This is a genomic window from Centipeda artemidis DSM 19719, assembly GCF_000426665.1.
Classification (GTDB): Bacteria; Bacillota; Negativicutes; order Selenomonadales; family Selenomonadaceae; genus Centipeda; species Centipeda artemidis.
The window spans coordinates 1-18073 of record NZ_AUFU01000001.1 but is presented as its reverse complement, the minus strand read 5'-3'; the positions used below and the strand labels follow the sequence as shown (position 1 = coordinate 18073).

At 58.9% G+C, this 18073-nt stretch carries 15 protein-coding genes; 6 read left to right on the top strand and 9 right to left on the bottom strand.

The genetic code is table 11. From position 1 onward, the window contains the following. Entirely contained in the window at positions 1-354 is a 354-nt protein-coding gene (locus tag K341_RS11505) for a universal stress protein (RefSeq protein WP_231291852.1), read from the top strand. A 97-nt stretch (positions 355-451) separates the two neighbouring features. After that, positions 452-775: a hypothetical protein gene (locus tag K341_RS0100070; protein ID WP_009350056.1), complete on the top strand. Its 324-nt coding sequence runs from the start codon at positions 452-454 to the stop codon at positions 773-775. Positions 776-805: 30 nt separating this feature from the next. Here the strand turns inward: K341_RS0100070 and K341_RS0100065 are convergent, their stop codons facing one another. From K341_RS0100065 to K341_RS0100025, 9 genes are all read right to left on the bottom strand, one after another. Next, entirely contained in the window at positions 806-2071 is a 1266-nt protein-coding gene (locus K341_RS0100065; RefSeq protein ID WP_009350057.1) for a metallophosphoesterase family protein, read from the bottom strand. Continuing rightward, the gene (locus K341_RS0100060) at positions 2068-2790 is read right to left on the bottom strand and encodes a TVP38/TMEM64 family protein (protein WP_026761458.1); all 723 of its coding nucleotides are present in this window, start codon (positions 2788-2790) and stop codon (positions 2068-2070) included. The genes K341_RS0100065 and K341_RS0100060 overlap by 4 nt, the downstream gene beginning before the upstream one ends. A gap of 10 nt (positions 2791-2800) precedes the next feature. After that, on the bottom strand, positions 2801-3148 hold the full coding sequence (locus K341_RS0100055; RefSeq protein WP_009657235.1) for a hypothetical protein: 348 nt from the start codon (positions 3146-3148) through the stop codon (positions 2801-2803). A 34-nt stretch (positions 3149-3182) separates the two neighbouring features. Next, positions 3183-4070 carry a peptidoglycan recognition protein family protein gene (locus K341_RS0100050; RefSeq protein WP_009350060.1) on the bottom strand — a complete coding sequence of 296 codons (888 nt, stop codon included), beginning with the start codon at positions 4068-4070 and terminating at the stop codon, positions 3183-3185. Beyond that, positions 4060-5772, bottom strand: coding sequence for an ABC transporter ATP-binding protein/permease (locus K341_RS0100045; protein ID WP_009350061.1), 1713 nt, complete (start codon positions 5770-5772; stop codon positions 4060-4062). Before K341_RS0100045 ends, K341_RS0100050 begins: the two co-directional genes overlap by 11 nt. 123 nt (positions 5773-5895) lie before the next feature. Continuing rightward, positions 5896-8469, bottom strand: coding sequence for an ATP-dependent chaperone ClpB (gene clpB / locus K341_RS0100040; RefSeq protein ID WP_026761457.1), 2574 nt, complete (start codon positions 8467-8469; stop codon positions 5896-5898). A 565-nt stretch (positions 8470-9034) separates the two neighbouring features. After that, positions 9035-10909 carry a type I glutamate--ammonia ligase gene (locus K341_RS0100035; protein WP_026761456.1) on the bottom strand — a complete coding sequence of 625 codons (1875 nt, stop codon included), beginning with the start codon at positions 10907-10909 and terminating at the stop codon, positions 9035-9037. A 114-nt stretch (positions 10910-11023) separates the two neighbouring features. Further along, a complete protein-coding gene (locus K341_RS0100030; RefSeq protein WP_026761455.1) occupies positions 11024-11767 on the bottom strand; it encodes an ABC transporter permease in 744 nt (247 codons plus the stop codon). Continuing rightward, on the bottom strand, positions 11764-12513 hold the full coding sequence (locus K341_RS0100025) for an ABC transporter ATP-binding protein (RefSeq protein WP_248676848.1): 750 nt from the start codon (positions 12511-12513) through the stop codon (positions 11764-11766). Before K341_RS0100025 ends, K341_RS0100030 begins: the two co-directional genes overlap by 4 nt. A 213-nt stretch (positions 12514-12726) precedes the next feature. On the opposite strand from K341_RS0100025, the gene K341_RS0100020 reads away from it, so the two are divergent. The 4 genes from K341_RS0100020 to K341_RS11500 all read left to right on the top strand — a co-directional run. Beyond that, positions 12727-13422, top strand: coding sequence for a vitamin B12 dependent-methionine synthase activation domain-containing protein (locus tag K341_RS0100020; protein ID WP_009350068.1), 696 nt, complete (start codon positions 12727-12729; stop codon positions 13420-13422). A gap of 22 nt (positions 13423-13444) precedes the next feature. Further along, positions 13445-15865: a homocysteine S-methyltransferase family protein gene (locus tag K341_RS0100015; RefSeq protein ID WP_026761453.1), complete on the top strand. Its 2421-nt coding sequence runs from the start codon at positions 13445-13447 to the stop codon at positions 15863-15865. 6 nt (positions 15866-15871) lie between these two features. Next, positions 15872-17650 carry a bifunctional homocysteine S-methyltransferase/methylenetetrahydrofolate reductase gene (locus K341_RS0100010; protein WP_026761452.1) on the top strand — a complete coding sequence of 593 codons (1779 nt, stop codon included), beginning with the start codon at positions 15872-15874 and terminating at the stop codon, positions 17648-17650. 162 nt (positions 17651-17812) lie between these two features. Then, on the top strand, positions 17813-18073 hold a 261-nt coding region (locus tag K341_RS11500), incomplete at its 3' end, for an IS5/IS1182 family transposase (protein ID WP_037349187.1).

Sequence of the window (18073 nt, the reverse complement as noted above, 5' to 3'; positions counted from 1 at the left end):
TTGGGCGCCGTACGGGGGGCGGAGCTAACAGTACTCATGGTCGTCGATTACGACGCACATGTCTCGGCATTCGAGCAGGTCAGCACGAGCGGCTATCTGCCCGCCGAACTGAAGATTTCCGCCTATCGCCTCCTCGCGGAGCTGATGCACGAGATTCCGCACAACGTGCGCGCCCATCCGCGCGTCGCCGAAGGAAATCCCGGCGAGACCATCGTTGCCGTCGCCGCTGAGGAGGAGAGCGACCTCATCGTCATGGGCACACGCGGCTTCGGCACGTTCGAGCGACTTGCCTTTGGCAGCGTGTCCTCGTATGTCAGCAAACACTCGCATTGTCCCGTATTTCTCAGCAAATGACTTTTAATAACGTGTTTACATGTTCTTAAATGCCCTCCAAGGGATATATGCTAAAGTAAATATGTTTATAGATCTTGTTTAAGGAAGTGTGGGAAACATGAAGAAAAGCCGTTATTTTACTGCCGCCATTGCCGCTGTGATGGGGTTCGGGATTATTGCCGCCACAGCGCCCCCCGCAAATGCCGCGTCGTCGGAGGCACGGCTGTCCTATGAGGACGGCGCGTCGAACGAGTACAGCTTCCGTATGAAGGAAGAAGACCGCATCCACGACGAGAACGTCCGCAGAATCAAGTTTGACTTCCGCCGCGACGGCGATCAAGAGAAGTATAACCGCTCCATGCGCGAGGAACAAAAACGACATGACCAAGCGGTCAAGCGTATCATGCGCGATTACAACAACCGTAAACCTTGGCGGCATTAAACGCTAAAATGCAATAATCAAAACCACCCGCTATGCGGGTGGTTTTGATTTTCTCAGTGTTACCGTATCGATGACCGTGCCGTCCGCCGTTTCGCAGGCGACGTGCAGCTCTTTTGCATTTGCCTCCATATAGAGGTAGTTGGAAGGCGCGGGATTCGCGGAGGCGGCGAGGTCGTAGGACTCGGCAGGGACGTCGAAGTATTCGTTGCCCGCGGGTCCCGCGAGGAGGTAGAGGGTGCCGTTTTGATCCGTTTTTTGTGCGCGGATTTGGCGGCGGCGGTAGGTGTGGATATGCCCCGAGACGACGAGATCGATGCCGAGCGCGTCAAATGTGTCCATAAAGACGCGCCCGACGTCGCTGATGCCTGCGGTCGTGCCTTGCTCGGTCTGGTAGTCCCCGCAGGCGAGGATATCCTTGTGCATGAGGACGACGCGCCAAGGAGCATGAGACTCCGCTGCATCCCGGATCAGCCACGCAAGTTGCTCCACCTTGAGCAATGAGCCGCGTGTGCCGAGTTCGAGAAACTGTGTATCGAGTACCATGAAATGCACGACGCCCATGGTAAAGGAATAGTAGTGCCCGGGAAAAGCCGTACTGCCGTTATCGGGCAGGGCAAATGTATGCAGATAGCGTGCGGGCGGCACTGCCGTCCAGCTGAGGCCGTAGTATTCGTGATTGCCGAGGGCGGGGGCGTGGATGTGCCGCGCGAGGGGACTGTCCGCACCCCCCATTGCGGAGAGAAAACTCTCCCAGTGCCACGAGGATTCGCCGTTGTCGACAAGGTCGCCGACGAGTGCCGCAAAATCGGCATGAGGATGGCGCCGCCACGCCGCATGATAGAGGCCGCGCCACACGTCATAGCTCTCGCCGCACTGACTGTCGGAGAAGAGAAGGGCGCGTACGGTACCGTTTCGGTCGGGTTGTGCGATCGGTATCCACGCACTTGTGCCGTGCGCGGATGTGACGCGATAGTCGCCGCCGCCTCGTGGGACACGTATCTCCGCGTGGTAGGTGTACTGCGGCGCATCATCTATGTCAAAATAGGTATAGGACGGAATGTAGATATCGATATGCGGATGCGTTCCCGCGGGGCGCACCTCGACGCGCACGTCCGGGAGGAGGTTCACGCTGTCCCATTGGATCATGCGCGTCGTCTGCGGATCGTGCGTGACGATCTGCCGCAGATATTTGATTTCACGCATGTGTGCCGCCGCATGATGAGATGAAAAGAGACCGCCGAGCCCCATAGATAGAACGGCGCTCGTGGCGGCCTGTAAGAAATGTCTGCGTGTCATGATGCATCCTCCTTCGCATGCACGGATTCTGCCTTCATGACATGTTTTTCATAGCGCCATGCACCTGCGATGAGAACGATCGCGCAGATGATGACAACAACGAGGCGGGTATTGTCCGGCTGCTTGACAATGAGGTCGTGTCCGATGATCGCTTCGATGCCCGTGGAGGGGAATTTCCCCACGAACGAGGCGATTACATAGTCGCGCAGGCGAATCGAGGAGAGTGCGCCGACGGCGTTGAGCAACGCGGATGGGACGTAGGGAATCATGCGCGCGATGAGCATGACAAAGAATCCTTTTGTTCCGCTGTACCGGTCAATTTTTGAGAGGAAGGGGCTCTTTATAATTACTTTCTCCGCCGCGTCGCGGAAGTAGAAGCGCATGAGCAGGAAGGCGATTGTGACGCCGACGGTCTCCGCCGCGCAGGAGAGGATGATGCCCGGGACAATGCCGAACAGCATGACGTTTGCCGTAGAGAAGATGATCGCGGGCGGGAATCCGAGGGCGTTGACAAAGAGCGTGAGGAAAAATGCGAAGACCGCCGCCCAGTCTCCATAGCCGCGGATATACTCGACCGTGGCGGAGATGTCTCCGGTCGAGAGGAGCGCGAAGAGCTCGGGCAGGAATCCCGGGGCGGCAAGGTGGATGATACCGAAGAGAAGGACGATCGCGGCGGCGGCGCCGACTTTCATGACGCCCATGCCCATATGTTGTTTCAAATAGAACCTCCTATGTCGTGAGTACCATGGCAAGCGCACCAAGGATGAGCGCGATGCTGAATCCGTGCATGGCGTTTGCAATATTTTGTCCGTATTTACCCGTATAGCGGCGTACAATTTTGCGCAGTTCGAAGATGAGGAAGGAGAGACAGAAGAATACGAGGGAGAGATCGCCTTCCATATAGCCGTAGGCGAAAATTACGGAGGAGAGTACAATGCCAGTCTGCTCGCCGCGCGAAAAGATACGCTCCGGCTCTCTTGCGTGTTCACGCGCATCAATGTCGGCGCGTGTGAGCGGGATGCCCATCTCGTCCGTTTTCTCCATGTCTCGGTCAAAAAAGCGATAATGAAATCCCAACTGCGTCACCTCCTATTATCGTATTTATCGCGTCTTAGTCGGCGATCCTGCGCTGCGTCGGCTTTATATTCTGCGGCTTCGGGATGTCGGGGCGCATGTTGGGCTTTTTGATCTCGGGCTGTGGACGCGCTGCTTTCGGCGGCTGCGGTTTTGGTGTCGGCTTTGGCAGGGGAGACTGCGGGGCGCTCGGCGTCGGATGCGACGGGCGCGCGTTCGCCATATTCTTGCGGCGCGCCTCTTCCATTTTGGCACGCGTGAGCGCCCGTTGGCGCTCCTTGTCCTCGCACTCCATCTGCGCGATGCGCGCTCTTTCAGCGGATAGTTCCTCCGATCCGTAGAAGACACGCGCACGGTCTACGACGCCCGGAAGCTGCGCGTAGAGATAGCGGCCGGGACAGGCGGTTGCGCTGAGATCGCGATGTCCGAATATGGTCTGTTCCCATACGGGATCAAATTGGTAGACGGTGCAGAGCGATGCGATGAGATGCGCGGCGGCAGTGAGCTGCGCTTCGGTGGGCGCCGCCATTTCAAAATTTCCAACGATGTTGATGCCGACGGTATGACGGTTCTCGCCGTAGACATGCGCGCCGACGGTACCAAGGGGACGCCCCTCCTCGATGGTGCCGTCCTTGCGGATGAGGAAGTGATAGCCGATGCCCGCCCAGCCGTTATTGAGGTGCCATTGATGGACGGTCTCCGCCGATACGTCGTCGTTTGTACTGCCGATGTGGTGTATGACGAGGCTGTTTGTGAAAAAACGGTTCTCAAGTGGGCCAAATTTCAGGTGTGTGGGGCGAACGGATACGCCGGGAAGCACGGTCGGGATGTACCACGAAGCCTCTGTGACAGAGGGGAAGAAGGGGAGTGCGGCGGCGCCGATGCCAACGAGTGCCAGACGGCGCAGAAAGTCTCTACGATTCATGGGGGATCTCCTGATAGGTATACGTTTGATGGCTGAGACGGAGCTCCGTGTCATGAACAGCAAAAAGGGTCGATCGATGTCCGACGCTGATGATGCTTGCGGTCGGGAGTTCCTGTTTGAGTATATCATAAAGCGCGCGTTCGCGCGGTTCATCAAGGGCAGAGGTAGCCTCGTCGAGGAAAATCCAGTCGGGGCGAATGAGCAGGACGCGTGCAAAAGCAAGCCGCTGCTGCTCGCCAAGCGAGAGAATGCGGCTCCAGTCGTCCGTTTCGTCGAGACGTGCGGCGAACTGTTCCAGTCCTACAAGGCGCAGGACGCGTGCAGTCTCCGCATCATTTTCCGTGCTCGTGCGCGGGTAGAAGAGGGCGCGGCGGAGTGTGCCGAGCGGCAGATACGGGCGCTGGGGGAGGAAGAGACGGCGCATGTTCTGCGGTGTGGTGATTCTGCCGCTGCCGTACGGCCATATGCCGGCGAGCGTACGAAGAAGCGTACTCTTTCCCGCACCAGAGACGCCTGTCACGAGGACGTGTGCCCCCTGAGGCAGGGACAGCGTACACTGCGAGAGGAGTTCCGTTCCGCTCGGCAGGGCAACGGTGAGATTTTCCAGTGTGAGATCTTTTCCTGCGCCTTCGACGCGTTCAATTTCTCCCGTCACCTGTGCGGCACCCTTCATGTGCTCTGTAAAGCCGCCGAGTCGGTGCAGAACTGCCGCGAGCTGTGCGACGGAGTCATAAGCGTCGACGAAGAACGAGAGCGCGCCCTGCACGCGGTCGAACGCGGTCATGGTCTGCATGAGTCCGCCGAGCGCGATCTCACCCGCATAGTAGCGCGGCGCCGCCATGATGAGCGGGAAGATGATGGCGAGCTGTCCATAGCCGTTGACGTAGAAGTTCAGCAGCTTTGTCCGGCGCATTAGATCCCAATAGTTCTTGATGACGTTTGCAAAATGCTCCTTGAAGCCGACGGACTCCGCCTGTTCGCCACGATAAAATGCGATGCTCTCGCTGTTTTCGCGGACGCGCATCATGCTGAAACGGAAGTCCGCTTCATAGCGCTGCTGGTCAAAGTTGAGCCGGATGAGCTTTCGCCCGACAAAATGGGCAAAGCAGGTACCAAGCCCGGAGTAGATGAGCGAGAGCCAGAACATGTAGCCGTAAATTACAAACTCTGTGCTGCCGACGGGAACGGTCAGTACGCCCGAGAGGTTCCATAGGACGACGCCGAATGCGCCGAGCGTTGTGAGCTGGCGCAGGATGCCGATGAGGAGCGTCAATGTCAGTGTTACGAACTGATTGATGTCCTCGCTGATGCGCTGATCGGGGTTGTCCGTGTCGCTGTGCAGCACCTGCAGACGGTAGTAGGTCTGCCCGCGCATCCAACGTGAGAGGTATTGATCCGTCATCCATGTGCGCCACTTGATGGTGAGCATCTGCCGGAGATAGACGGCATAGACCGAGATGAAGATATTGACCATCGCGAGTACTGTGAACTCGCCGACGAGCGGCCAGAACGACGCCCAGTCATACGCCTGGAGGGCGTCGTAGAAGACGCGGTACCAATCGTTGATGCGGACGAGTATGTAAACGCTCGCGAGATTCAGCGCGATGACCGCCGCGAACAGTCCACGTGCGCGCCATTTCTCCGCCGAGCTCCAATATCCTTTGAACAGCTGCCAGAATATGCGCAGCAGAGATGATTTCAATCGGAATCCCCCTTAAGAATAAAGAACGAATTTCATTATAGTATGTTTTTCCTCGTATCGCAAGAAAATAGCATAAAAAAAGAACTGCCGCACATGAATATACAGCAGTTCTCTTCAAATGATTTACAAACTCTTGAATGTAAATTCGTTTCCTGTAAAGCCGATCTCGACAGTATCGCCGCCGCGAATCTCGCCCGCGATGATCTTCTTCGAGAGCGCAGTTTCGACCGTGTGGGTGAGCAGACGGCGGAGTGGACGTGCGCCGAAGTCGGGGTCAAATCCTTCGTCGGCGAGCGCAGTAAGCGCCGCGTCGCTCCATGTGAGTTCGATGTCCACCTGACGCTCAAGACGTTTGCCGAGCGCCGCGAGCATGATCGCCGCGATGCGCTTTACATCGTCCTTTGCAAGTGCCTTGAATACGATGGTATCGTCCACGCGGTTCAGGAACTCGGGGCGGAAATACTCCTTGAGCAGTGCGCGCACCGCCGCAGCAGCCTCCGCATAGTCCTTGCTCAGAATCTCATGCGAGCCGAGATTGCTCGTCATGATGATGACGGTGTTCTTAAAGTTCACCACGCGTCCCTTGCCGTCCGTGAGACGCCCGTCGTCGAGAATTTGCAGCAGGACGTTGAACACGTCGCGGTGCGCCTTTTCGATCTCGTCGAGCAGGATGACACTGTACGGACGGCGGCGTACCGTCTCGGTGAGCTGTCCGCCCTCGTCGTAGCCGACGTAGCCCGGAGGCGCGCCGATGAGACGCGAGACGCTGTGTTTCTCCATATACTCGCTCATGTCGATGCGGATCATGCTCCGCTCGTCGTCAAAGAGAGCTTCGGCAAGTGTCTTTGCGAGCTCGGTCTTGCCGACGCCCGTGGGACCGAGGAAGATAAACGAGCCGATGGGGCGGTTCGGATCCTTGATGCCCGCACGCGCGCGCAGGATTGCTTCGCTGACGGCGGTCACGGCTTCGTTCTGCCCGACGACGCGCTCATGAAGCACGTCCTCAAGGCGGAGCAGCTTCTCGCGCTCGCCCGTCATCATCTTTGTCACGGGGATGCCTGTCCAGCGGCTGACGACGCGCGCAATGTCCTCCTCGCCAACCTCTTCCTTGAGCATCCGCTCTCCTGCGGACTGCGCGGCGATGGCGGCTTCTTCCTCCGAAAGTTTCTTCTCGAGTTCCGGCATCTTGCCGTATTTCAGCTCCGAAGCACGCGTGAGGTTCTGACCGCGTTCCGCCGCCTCCATCTCGCCGCGCACTTCGTCCATTTCCTTCTTGATGGCACGGACGCGCAGGATTGCCTGTTTTTCGCTTTCCCACTTCGCGCGGAGTTTTTCCTCCTCGGCGTGGAGCTCTTCTTTCTCCGCGACGAGCTGCGCAAGTTTTTCCTTCGACGCCTCGTCGGTCTCTTTCTTGAGGGCTTCCTCCTCGATGTCGAGCTGGAGAATCTTGCGGCAAATCTCGTCGAGCGGCGCGGGCATGGACTCGATTTCCGTGCGCAGCTTTGCCGCCGCCTCGTCCACAAGGTCGATTGCTTTATCGGGCAGGAAGCGGTCGGAAATGTAGCGATCGGAAAGTGTCGCCGCCGCCACGAGCGCGGCGTCGCGGATGCGCACGCCGTGATGCACCTCGTAGCGATCTTTAAGTCCGCGCAGGATGGAGATGGTATCCTCCACGCTCGGCTCGCCGACCATGACGGGCTGGAAGCGGCGTTCGAGCGCCGTGTCCTTCTCAATGTACTTGCGGTACTCGTTCAGCGTCGTTGCACCGATGCAGCGTAGTTCGCCGCGCGCGAGGAGCGGCTTCAGCAAATTGCCCGCGTCCATCGCGCCCTCGGCGGCACCTGCGCCGACGACCGTGTGCACCTCGTCGATGAAGAGAAGAATCTGCCCCTCGGATTTTGCGATCTCATTGAGGACGCCCTTGAGTCGTTCCTCGAACTCGCCGCGGAACTTCGCGCCCGCGACGAGCGCGCCCATGTCGAGCGCGTAGAGTGTTTTATTTTTCAGCGATTCGGGGACGTCGCCCGCCACGATGCGGCGGGCAAGTCCCTCGACGATGGCGGTCTTGCCGACGCCCGGCTCGCCGATGAGCACGGGGTTATTTTTCGTGCGGCGCGATAAAATCTCGATCGTGCGGCGAATCTCTTCGTCGCGCCCGATGACGGGGTCGAGTTTATTCGCGCGTGCCGCCGCGGTCATGTCGCGCCCGTATTTTTCAAGCGATTGGTAACCCTCTTCGGGATTGTCGCTCGTTACGTTCTGTTTGCGGTTCTTCTTGATCGCGTCCTGCACGCTGCTCTTCGTCAGACCAAATTCACGCGCGATTTTCTGAACCTCGTCGCTTCCGTCGGTGATGAGGGCGAGCAGCAAGTGCTCCGTCGAAACGTATTCATCCTTCATCGACTGCGCCAGTTCCTCGGCGCGTCCGAGCACGCGTACCATGTCCATCCCCATGCCGAGGCGGTTCGTGCCGCGGACGGCGGGGATGGAAGCGAGTTCCTTTTCAAGGCGTGCCTTGAGCATCGGGAGATCGACGCCGCAGACGGAGAATATCGTCGCGAGCAGACCTTCCGGTTCCTTTGCAAGCGCGAGCAGCACATGCGCCGATGTGATTTCCTGATGATAGCGCATGGCTGCGATCTGCTGCGCCGATTGGAGCGCGGCGAGCGTGCGCGCTGTGTATTTATCCTGTTCCATAATGTGTTCCTCCGCATCTTCGTGTTAGTTGATACCGTTATTATATCACTATAAGTCAAAAAGTCAAATATTATTTTTGATTTTTTGACCTTTTGGAGAAAATATAAAAGATATGCCGCCGTAAATCGTTACAGGTCAATATATGCGCGCGTTGCGGCAGGGCAGGGAGCATCATTGTCTTTCAAAAACAAAAAAGACTGCTGCACAGAAATATATTCGGGCAGCAGTCTAAGCATCAGATTCGATCGAAGTGTCCGGACGAATGACACAGTGATGCGTCAAAATCTCGCACTCGATAGGATAAACTGAGTGACGCGGAAGTTTGGATGCATAGCAAGGAATCCAAGGGAAGGCGTAGTAAAAAGGCTACGTCGACCGCAGGATTTTTCGAAATGACACAGCTAGGCGCCAAAATCCCACTCTCATAGGCTAACTCAGTGCGTTGGAAGCTTCGATGCATAGCGAGGAATGAGGAGAACACGAGGGAAGGCGTAGTGAAAGAGCTACGTCGACCGAAGTGTTCGACGATATGACAATGCTAGGCGCGAAGATCCCAATGCACGCCTCAGATCATGTTTTTCTTGTAGCAATCATACAGCTCCTTCAGCTCCTCAATCTTTGCATTCATCTCAAGCTGAAGGGCGGAGGCGACGCGGTAATCGCCCTCGTTCAGCGCCTTGATGAGCAGACTGAAGAGCGCCTTATCGTCGATGGTATCCTTTGCAAGATAGATGCGCAGGTCGTGAATCTTGTTCCACATATAGGCATCCTGATCCGTCACGAAGTCGCTCTTGATCTCCTTCATGCGGCGGACGAGGTCACGGTACTCGGGGATGATGCGGCTGATGAGTTCGATCTTCCACCGCAGGAGCGCCCCGGTGCGGAACGATTCGATGATCTGCGGGCGGAGCGTATTGCCCGCCGTCAGCACGGCGACCTTTTCCGGATAGAGATCAAAGCCGAGCATGTTTTCCCACACCGTCGCAGGCGGTTTGCCAAACCGCGCGTCGCGTTCCTCGGGCGTGTAGAACTCGAACACGTCCTCCTCGCTCCGATAGGCGCGGTCGCGTTCGAGATAGTGCGCGTCTTCGCCCGGCTGTTTTGACAGCTCGGCGAGAAGCTGCGCCGCCGTGCGTCCCGCCGTGTGCTTGATGCCGTCGAGGATGGCGAGATAACATGCGGCGAGGACGAGGTAGGTGTTCGAGTATGGATTGGTTGCGCGCAGTTCAAAACGCGTCGCCATTGGATTCTTGAGGTCGCGGATGAGACTGACGAGCACCGTACGGTTGCGCGAGGGGATCGCGGGCGTATGACCGAACGAGGTGACGACGCAGACAGGGGCTTCAAATCCGGGTTTGAGACGGTTGAACGAATCGTTCGTCGCCGAGACAAAGGGATTGATGGCTTCGTAGTTCTTGAGCAGTCCCATGAGCGCGCCGTAGCCGATCGCACTCATATAGTCCGCATTCTGATCGTCGGCGGCGAAGAGACTGTGCATCTTGCCATCCGAGGTGACTGCGGCGATGCTCAGATGCGTATGCTCGCCGTTGCCCGCGAGACCGATGAGGGGTTTCGCCTTGAAATTGACCTCAAGGCGGTGCAGGCGGAAGACTTCGCGCACGATGGTACGGACGAAGAGCTCGTTGTCCGCCGCCTGCACGGCGCCGTCATACTGCCAGTCGATTTCGATCTGTTCGCAGACGTGCGTCATGCGCCCGTTCTCGTCGATCTGTGCCTTGAGGCCGCCGACCTCCTTGTGTCCCATCTCCATGTGGAAACCGTATTTGTCCAGCTCGATGAGGCATTCCTCAAGCGCCGTCCGCACCGCACCGTGCGTGCGCTCCCAATACTGTTCGTTCATCACCTGCGAGGCGGACATCTCCTCGATGGAGGCGTTGTCCTCAAGCGGCGTCTTGACCCAGAATTCGAGCTCCGTTGCGGAGGTGAAGCGGATGTCAACAATATCTGAGCCCTTGAGGCTCGTCGCGCCGGAGATCTCGGGATTTGCGCGGAAGAAATCGAGCAGTTCCCGCTTTACATAGGCGAGCGTGTCCACGAGCACCGCGCGCGAATCGACGCGTTTTCCTTCGTGGATGATAAAGGAAGGAATGCGCAGTGTGCCGACCGTGTCGGGGCTCTCCTGATCGTAGTCGACGAACCAGTTGACTGCGGGATCGATCGGCAGATCGACCTTGGCGTTGTTGATCGTCGCGATCTTCGGCAGGACGACGGAGGAGCCGTCCGTCTGCACGGCGGTGCCGTCGTAGAACTTGTCGATGTCCTCGATGAAAATCCGCACGGGGATCTTCTCGTCCGTATCGTTGCCCGCCATGTCGATGCCCACGAGCGAGACGAAACGCACCTCCGGATGCTCCCGTAGCGTCCGGATAATCTCTTCGCGCGGGGTGTCGGCAGGAATCTTATAGAGAAGTTCGTTCATCTTTGCGTACCATCCTTTTTCACCAAAAAACCGTACGGATTCCCCTCCGTACGGCAAAAATCCACGCTCATATTAACATTTTTCGGGGGATTTTGTAAAGGTATACAGGTGTGTTCAGTTCTTCCATCGGCAGAACACATGCTCCGCCGCATCGAGGAGCGCAAAGAGCAGGAGACCGATCGCGCTGAGCACCGCAATGCCCGCGTACATGTCGAGGTAGTTGACACGCAGCCATGCGTCCATGATGTAGTAGCCGATGCCGTATTTCGTGCCGAATGTCTCCGTGAAAAAGAGGACGGAGATCGCCGTCGCCATCGCGATGCGCACGGCGGTGATGAATTTCGGGAGCGAGGCGGGGAGGACGATGTGGCGTACCATCTGCCAAAATGATGCGCCGAGGACGCGCAGCGGCTCGTAGGTTGCCGCCGGGATTCCCGCAGTTGCGTCGCGCACGGCGACGACGACTTGGAATACGATGATGAGGAAGATGAGCAGTATTTTGCCCGACTCTCCGACACCGAAGATCAGCATCACAACGGGGAGGAGCGCGATCTTTGGAACCGGATAGGCGAGATAAAGCATTGGCGCCAGTATACGGTTGACCCGTGGGAAATATCCCATCAGGATGCCGATCGGGTAGCCGACGGCGACGGCGAGGGACAGCCCGAGTGCGATGCGCATGAGGCTGTATCCCGCGTGGACGGCGATGACGCCCGTGAATTTTTCGGCGAGCCGCGCAAATACCTCCGAAGGCGGAGGGACGACGGGCATAGCGAGCAGATGTGCCGCGAGCGCCCAGAGGAGGAGAAACGCGCCGATGCCGCAGACGAAGGAACGCAGCGAAAGTTTTCCCATCATGCGTTCGCCTCCGCAATCTTTGCCCGCAATATCTGTCCCATCTCAAAAAAATCGCGCGATATGCGGCCCGTGAGGTCGCCCGCAAACGGATGCGCAATCGCCTCGATGATGCTGCCAGGACGTCCGCCCATCACCGAGACGCGGCTTGCGAGCGTGAGCGCTTCGTCGACATCATGCGTGACGAGGAGCGTCGTGACCGCTCGTTTCTGCCACAGCGAGAGAAAAACCTCCTGCATGGATTCGCGCGTGATCGCGTCGAGCGCGGAGAACGGCTCGTCCATCAGCAAGAAATCGGGCGCGAGCAGGAACACGCGCGCAAGACCCACGCGCTGCTGCTGTCCGCCCGACAGCTCGCGCGGATAGCGCCTGAGCAAATCGGTTAGCCCAAGTTCTGCCGCGAGTTCTTCGAGTGCGTCCGCAAGGCTCTCGCGCGCGCGTCCTTTGATCTCGGCGCCGAGGAGGATATTTTCACGCACCGTTTTCCACGGGAGCAACCCGTAGTTTTGCGGGAGAAATCCGATGCGTCGATGCCCCGGATCAACGGGTGCGCCGTCCATGAGCACAGTCCCCGCCGTCGGGTGCAGCAGACCCGCCGCGAGCCGCAGGAGGGTAGACTTGCCGCAGCCGGACGCGCCGATGAGCGCGTGTACCGTGCCGCGCTCCACATGCAGCGAGGCGTCCGCCAGCACCGGGACGGGCGTCCCGTCCGTTTCATAGTCAAAAGATACGCGTTCGATGCGCAGCACGATGTTCCCCCCTCCGCCGATAGTACTCATCCTGTTATACCAAAGTATTTGAGAAATAGCAATATAAAGTGCGCAGCCGTCTTGCTTTTTGAGGGAAAGACGATTATTATTATAGAACCTTTATGAGCAAGATACACATACGTTGTATTTATGGAAGGTTTCGTGCGCATGGAATGCGCGTCCATATATCTGTGAAAAATTTTAGGAGTGCTTATGTTTGAACCGCGCTTTACAGCGTTAAATATGAACGAAATACTCAAGTATCTTGGCTTCCGCGGGCAGGAACTCACGGAGGATATCGCAAAGCAGCTGCGCCGCTGCACGGACGAGGTGCTGCAGGCGGCGACGCCGCGCCTCACCTATCGGCAAGTGCCGCTCGAGGACGGTGCCGTGCTCGGCGTCACGTTTGCGGGGAAGGATATACCGACGATGCTCGCGCCATGCGAGGAGGTCGTGCTGTTCGGCGCGACGCTTGGTCCCGGCGTGGAGCGTCTGATGATGCGCTATGAGGTCACGAATGCGGCGGATGCCGTCATCATGGACGCGTGCGCGAGTACGGCGATCGAGAATATCTGCAATAATTTTGAGAGCGATATGCGCGCGGAGATCGAGGCGGGCGGACGCTATCTGACGGATCGGTTCAGTCCGGGTTACGGGGATCTTCCGATCTCCGAGCAGCCGAAATTCTTTGCGCTGCTCGATATGACGCGCCGCGTCGGCGTCTCGCTGACACCGACGACCATCATGGTACCGCGCAAATCCGTGACGGCGATCATGGGCATCGCGCGTACGCCGCAGCCGCATCGCCCGCCCGACTGCGAGCACTGTCTCATGTTCCGCAACTGCCCGTTCCGAAAGGCGGGGCGCAGATGCAGAGAGGGCGCAAAGACGGCGGCATCATCGACATGACTATGAAATGGGAGATATAGGAATGCAGGACATCATCATACTGGACGGGGGCATGGGGACGGAGCTTCAGGCGCGCGGACTTGCGCCGGGGGAGCGTCCCGAGCTCTTTGGCATGGAGCATCCCGAGGTCATCGAAGAGGTGCACCGGAACTACATCGCGGCGGGCAGCCGCGTTATTTACAGCAACACCTTCGGCGCGAACGGACACAAGCTCATCGGCACGGGGAAAACGGTCGCCGAGGTCATCGGGGCGAACGTGGCGATCGCGCGGCGCGCAGCGGAGAACTCCGGCGTCCCGGGCGTGCGCGTTGCGCTCGACATCGGCCCCATCGGGGAACTGGTCGAGCCGCTCGGCACGCTCTCCTTTGAGGACGCCTATGAGCTCTTCCGCGAGATGGTCACGGCGGGCGAAGCAGCAGGTGCGGATCTCGTCATCTTTGAGACGCTGACCGACCTCTACGAGGTGAAGGCGGCGGTACTCGCGGCAAAAGAACACACGAAGCTCCCCATCTGGGTGACGATGACCTTTGAGCAGAACGGGCGCACCTTCCTCGGGGCGGCTGTTCCGTCCGTTGCGGTCACACTCGACGCGCTCGGCGTTGCGGCGCTCGGCGTCAACTGCTCGCTCGGTCCCGTGGAGCTCCTGCCGATCGTCGCGCAGATGATGGAGTGGACGGATCTGCCGATCATCGTGAAACCGAATGCGGGGCTGCCAGACCCGCGCACGGGGGCGTACGAGATGGCGGCGGAGGAGTTCGGTACGGAGATGGCGGAGTTCGCGCGGCGCGGCGCCGTCATCATGGGCGGCTGCTGCGGGACGAATCCCGACTTTATCCGCGCGCTCGCGGCGGCGGTCGCGGGCGGAGCGGAGGAGCGTCCGAAACGTAAAAAGCGCAAGGGCGTCGCGTCCCCCGGATGCGTCGCGGAGTACGGCAAGCTCAACGTCATCGGCGAGCGCATCAATCCGACGGGGAAGAAGCGTCTCCAGCAGGCGCTCCTCGAAGAGGATATGGGCTATATCAAGAAGCTCGCGATCTCACAGCAGGAAGCGGGCGCGAACGTCCTCGACATCAACGTCGGCGCGCAGGGCGTGGACGAGGAGGCGATCATCCCGCGCGTGGTCAAGGCGGTGCAGAGCGTCGTCGACCTCCCGCTGCAGATCGACTCAGCGAATCCAAAGGTCATTGAGGCGGCGCTGCGCGTCACGAACGGGCGCGTCATCATCAATTCTGTCAGCGGCGAACGCGCGCGTATGGACGAGATTTTTCCGCTCGCCAAACACTACGGCGCGGCGGTGCTCGGACTGGCGCTCGACGAGTCGGGGCTTCCACAGACGGCGGCGGAGCGCGTCGCCATCGCGGAGCGCATCATAGAGGAAGCGGAGCGATACGGGCTTGACCGTGAGGACATCATCATCGACTGCCTGACGCTCACCGTCTCCGCACAGCAGGAGCAGGCGATGGAGACGCTGCGCGCCGTGCGCGAGGTGCATGACCGTCTCGGATTGCACTGCGCCCTCGGCGTCAGCAACATCTCCTTTGGTCTCCCTGCGCGCGTGCATATGACGGAGAATTTCCTCATTCAGGCGATGCACGTCGGGCTTGACTTCCCGATCGTCAACCCGAATACAAAGGAAATCATGGACGCCGTCGTCTCCTATCGTGCAGTCTCGGGCGAGGATGTCGACTGTGCCGCGTATATCACGCGGTTTGCTCCCGAGCAGGCGGAGATGCGCCGCCGCAAGGAGCTGGGGCTGACGGGCGATACAGGCGTAGATGCGGCGGTGCAGACGGCGGTCGAGCAGGCGGGGGACGTTGATCCACTGATGGATGCCATCATGCGTGGGCTGAGCGACGACGCCGAGCGCATCACGCGCAAACTCCTCACCGAGATGGCTCCCATGGACATCATTCAGGAAAAGGTCATCCCCGCACTTGACATCGTGGGAGACCGCTATGAAAAGGAAATCATCTTCCTGCCGCAGCTCATCAACGCGGCGAATGCGGCGACGGCGGGGCTCGAGCTGATCAAGGTCAAACTCGCCGAGGCGGGGCAGGGCGTTTCGAAGGGAAAAATCATCCTCGCGACCGTCGAGGGGGACATTCACGACATCGGCAAGAACATCGTCAAGGTCGTGCTCGAGAACTACGGCTATCAGATCATCGACCTCGGACGAGACGTCCCTGTGACGCGCGTCGTCGAGGTCGCCATCGAAAAAAAGGTCGGGCTCATCGGACTGTCGGCGCTCATGACGACAACCGTCACGGCGATGAAGCGCACGATCGAAGCCCTGCGCGAGGCGGGGCACGACTGTCACACCGTCGTCGGCGGCGCGGTGCTGACGGAGGACTATGCGCGCGAGATCGGCGCGGACTATTATGCAGGCGACGCACGGAGCATCGTGGAGATCGCCCGGCGGGTACTGGACGAGCAGGAGGACTGAAAATCTATGGCGCAGGGACGTGTAGCACTACGGGACTATTTGAAAACGGCACCGCTCATCTTTGACGGCGGCATGGGGACATACTACGCGCAAAAACTGCATACGCGCGGCAAAGGCGTCGAGCTCGCAAATATCGAGACGCCGATGGTCGTCGGCGACATCCACACGGAGTATTTGCGCGCAGGGGCGCAGGCGATTAAGACCAACACATTTGCCGCGAACCGCATCGTCTACCAAGGGGATGAAGAGCTCGTCTGCCGCATCGTCACCGCCGGATGGGAGATCGCGGCGCGCGCGGCGGCGCCCTTTGACGCCTATGTCTTTGCCGACATCGGTCCCGTCATGGGGCTTCCTCATGCGGACATCATCGACGAGTACGCCTTTCTTGCTGATACATTCCTCGCGCTCGGCGCGCGGTACTTCATATTTGAGACCAATTCCTCCGACGAGGGGCTGATCGAGACTGCGGCGCATATCAAGCAGAAATGTCCCGACGCATTCGTCCTCAACTCGTTCTCCGCGTATCCGGGCGGCTATACGCGCGACGGGCGGTTCGTCGAGGATCTCGTGCGCGCCGTTGCGGGCAGCGGATACGTCGATGCCGTCGGCTTTAACTGCGTCAACGGCACGAAGCAGATGAAGGAGCTCATTCGCCACCTTGGTGCGCACGAGCTGCCGCTCTCGCTCATGCCGAATGCCGGGCATCCCGTCGTCGTCGACGGGCGCACCTTCTACGAGAGCGCGCCCGACTATTTCGGATCGAGTCTCGCCGCCGTCCGGCGAGACGGTGTCTCCATCCTCGGCGGCTGCTGCGGCACGACCCCCGCGCATATCAAGGCGCTCTGTGATGCGCTCGCAGCGCAGGGCGATATAATGCCGGAGGAGGACGAGGAAGCCCCGCCGCAGGTTGCGGAACTTCCGAAAAGTCCGTTCTATGAGGCGCTCAAATCGGGTGCAAAACCCATCGCCGTCGAACTCGACCCGCCAGAGACCGGCAGCGCAGATAAATTCATGGCGGGCGCGCGTGAACTTATGGCGGCGGGTGTCAACGCCATCACCATCGCGGATAATCCCATCGCGCGCGCACGTATGGACGCCGCGATGCTCGCGGGGCGCGTGCATCGGGAGCTCGGTATCGAACCGATCCCGCACATGACCTGCCGCGACCGCAACCTCAACGCCATCAAATCCCTGCTCCTCGGACTCAGCGCCGAGGGCGTGCACAACATCATTACCATTACGGGCGACCCCATCCCGACCGCCGAGCGCGACGAGGTGAAGAGCGTCTATCAGTTCAACTCGCGCAAGCTCGCTTCCTTTATCACGAGCCTTGGCAGCCGCGGCGACGTCGTACCGTTCCATATCTTCGGCGCGCTCAACGTCAATGCCAAATTCTTCGGCACGCAGATCAACCTCGCCAAGAAAAAGGTCGAGGAGGGCATGATGGGCTTCTTTACCCAGCCCGTCCTCAGCGAACGTGCGAAAGAGAACATGCGCGCCGTGCGCGAGACCTTCCCCGAGGCGTTGATCCTCGGCGGCATCATGCCCGTCGTCAGCGAGCGCAACGCGCGCTACATGGAGAGCGAGATCACCGGCATCCACGTCGAAGAGCGCATCATCGACATGTACCGCGGGCTTGACCGCGCGCAGGCGGAAGAACTCGCCGTACGCCTCTCCCTAGAGATCGCGCGCGACATCGAACCCTATATTGACGGTTACTACATCATCACCCCCTTTTCGCGTACGGCGCTCGTCGCGCGGATCGTGAAGGCGCTAAAAAAATAAAATACGTCTATGAAAAACTCTCTGAATCGGATTGTTCGGAGAGTTTTTTTGTTTGACAAAGATGAAAAAATTAAGGAAACACTGATAAATTCTTATGTTGCGCAACTCTGCCTTGAAAGATTACAATAGAGAAAGACAATAAACGATGAGGGAGAGACAAAAATGGTGCAGCAAACATTTACAGACATGGAATACGCAAACCGTAATAGAACAACAAAGCGTGAAGCCTTCCTGGATGCCATGGAATCCATCATCCCTTGGAAAGAATGGATGGAACTCATTGCGCCGTTCTACGTCCAGAAAGAGCGTGGCAGGAAGTTAATCCCGCTCGAAACGATGCTGCGCATGTATCTCATGCAGAACTGGTTCGGTCTCTCGGACGAGGGAATCGAGGATGCAATCTATGACAGCTATGCCATGAAG

Excerpts from the sequence above, each read along its gene's own strand:
- K341_RS0100070 (WP_009350056.1), top strand. The coding sequence starts at position 452 with ATGAAGAAAAGCCGTTATTTTACTGCCGCCATTGCCGCTGTGATGGGG.
- K341_RS0100065 (WP_009350057.1), bottom strand. The coding sequence starts at position 2,071 with ATGACACGCAGACATTTCTTACAGGCCGCCACGAGCGCCGTTCTATCT.
- K341_RS0100050 (WP_009350060.1), bottom strand. The coding sequence starts at position 4,070 with ATGAATCGTAGAGACTTTCTGCGCCGTCTGGCACTCGTTGGCATCGGC.
- clpB (WP_026761457.1), bottom strand. The coding sequence starts at position 8,469 with ATGGAACAGGATAAATACACAGCGCGCACGCTCGCCGCGCTCCAATCG.
- K341_RS0100035 (WP_026761456.1), bottom strand. The coding sequence starts at position 10,909 with ATGAACGAACTTCTCTATAAGATTCCTGCCGACACCCCGCGCGAAGAG.
- K341_RS0100030 (WP_026761455.1), bottom strand. The coding sequence starts at position 11,767 with ATGATGGGAAAACTTTCGCTGCGTTCCTTCGTCTGCGGCATCGGCGCG.
- K341_RS0100020 (WP_009350068.1), top strand. The coding sequence starts at position 12,727 with ATGTTTGAACCGCGCTTTACAGCGTTAAATATGAACGAAATACTCAAG.
- K341_RS0100015 (WP_026761453.1), top strand. The coding sequence starts at position 13,445 with ATGCAGGACATCATCATACTGGACGGGGGCATGGGGACGGAGCTTCAG.
- K341_RS0100010 (WP_026761452.1), top strand. The coding sequence starts at position 15,872 with ATGGCGCAGGGACGTGTAGCACTACGGGACTATTTGAAAACGGCACCG.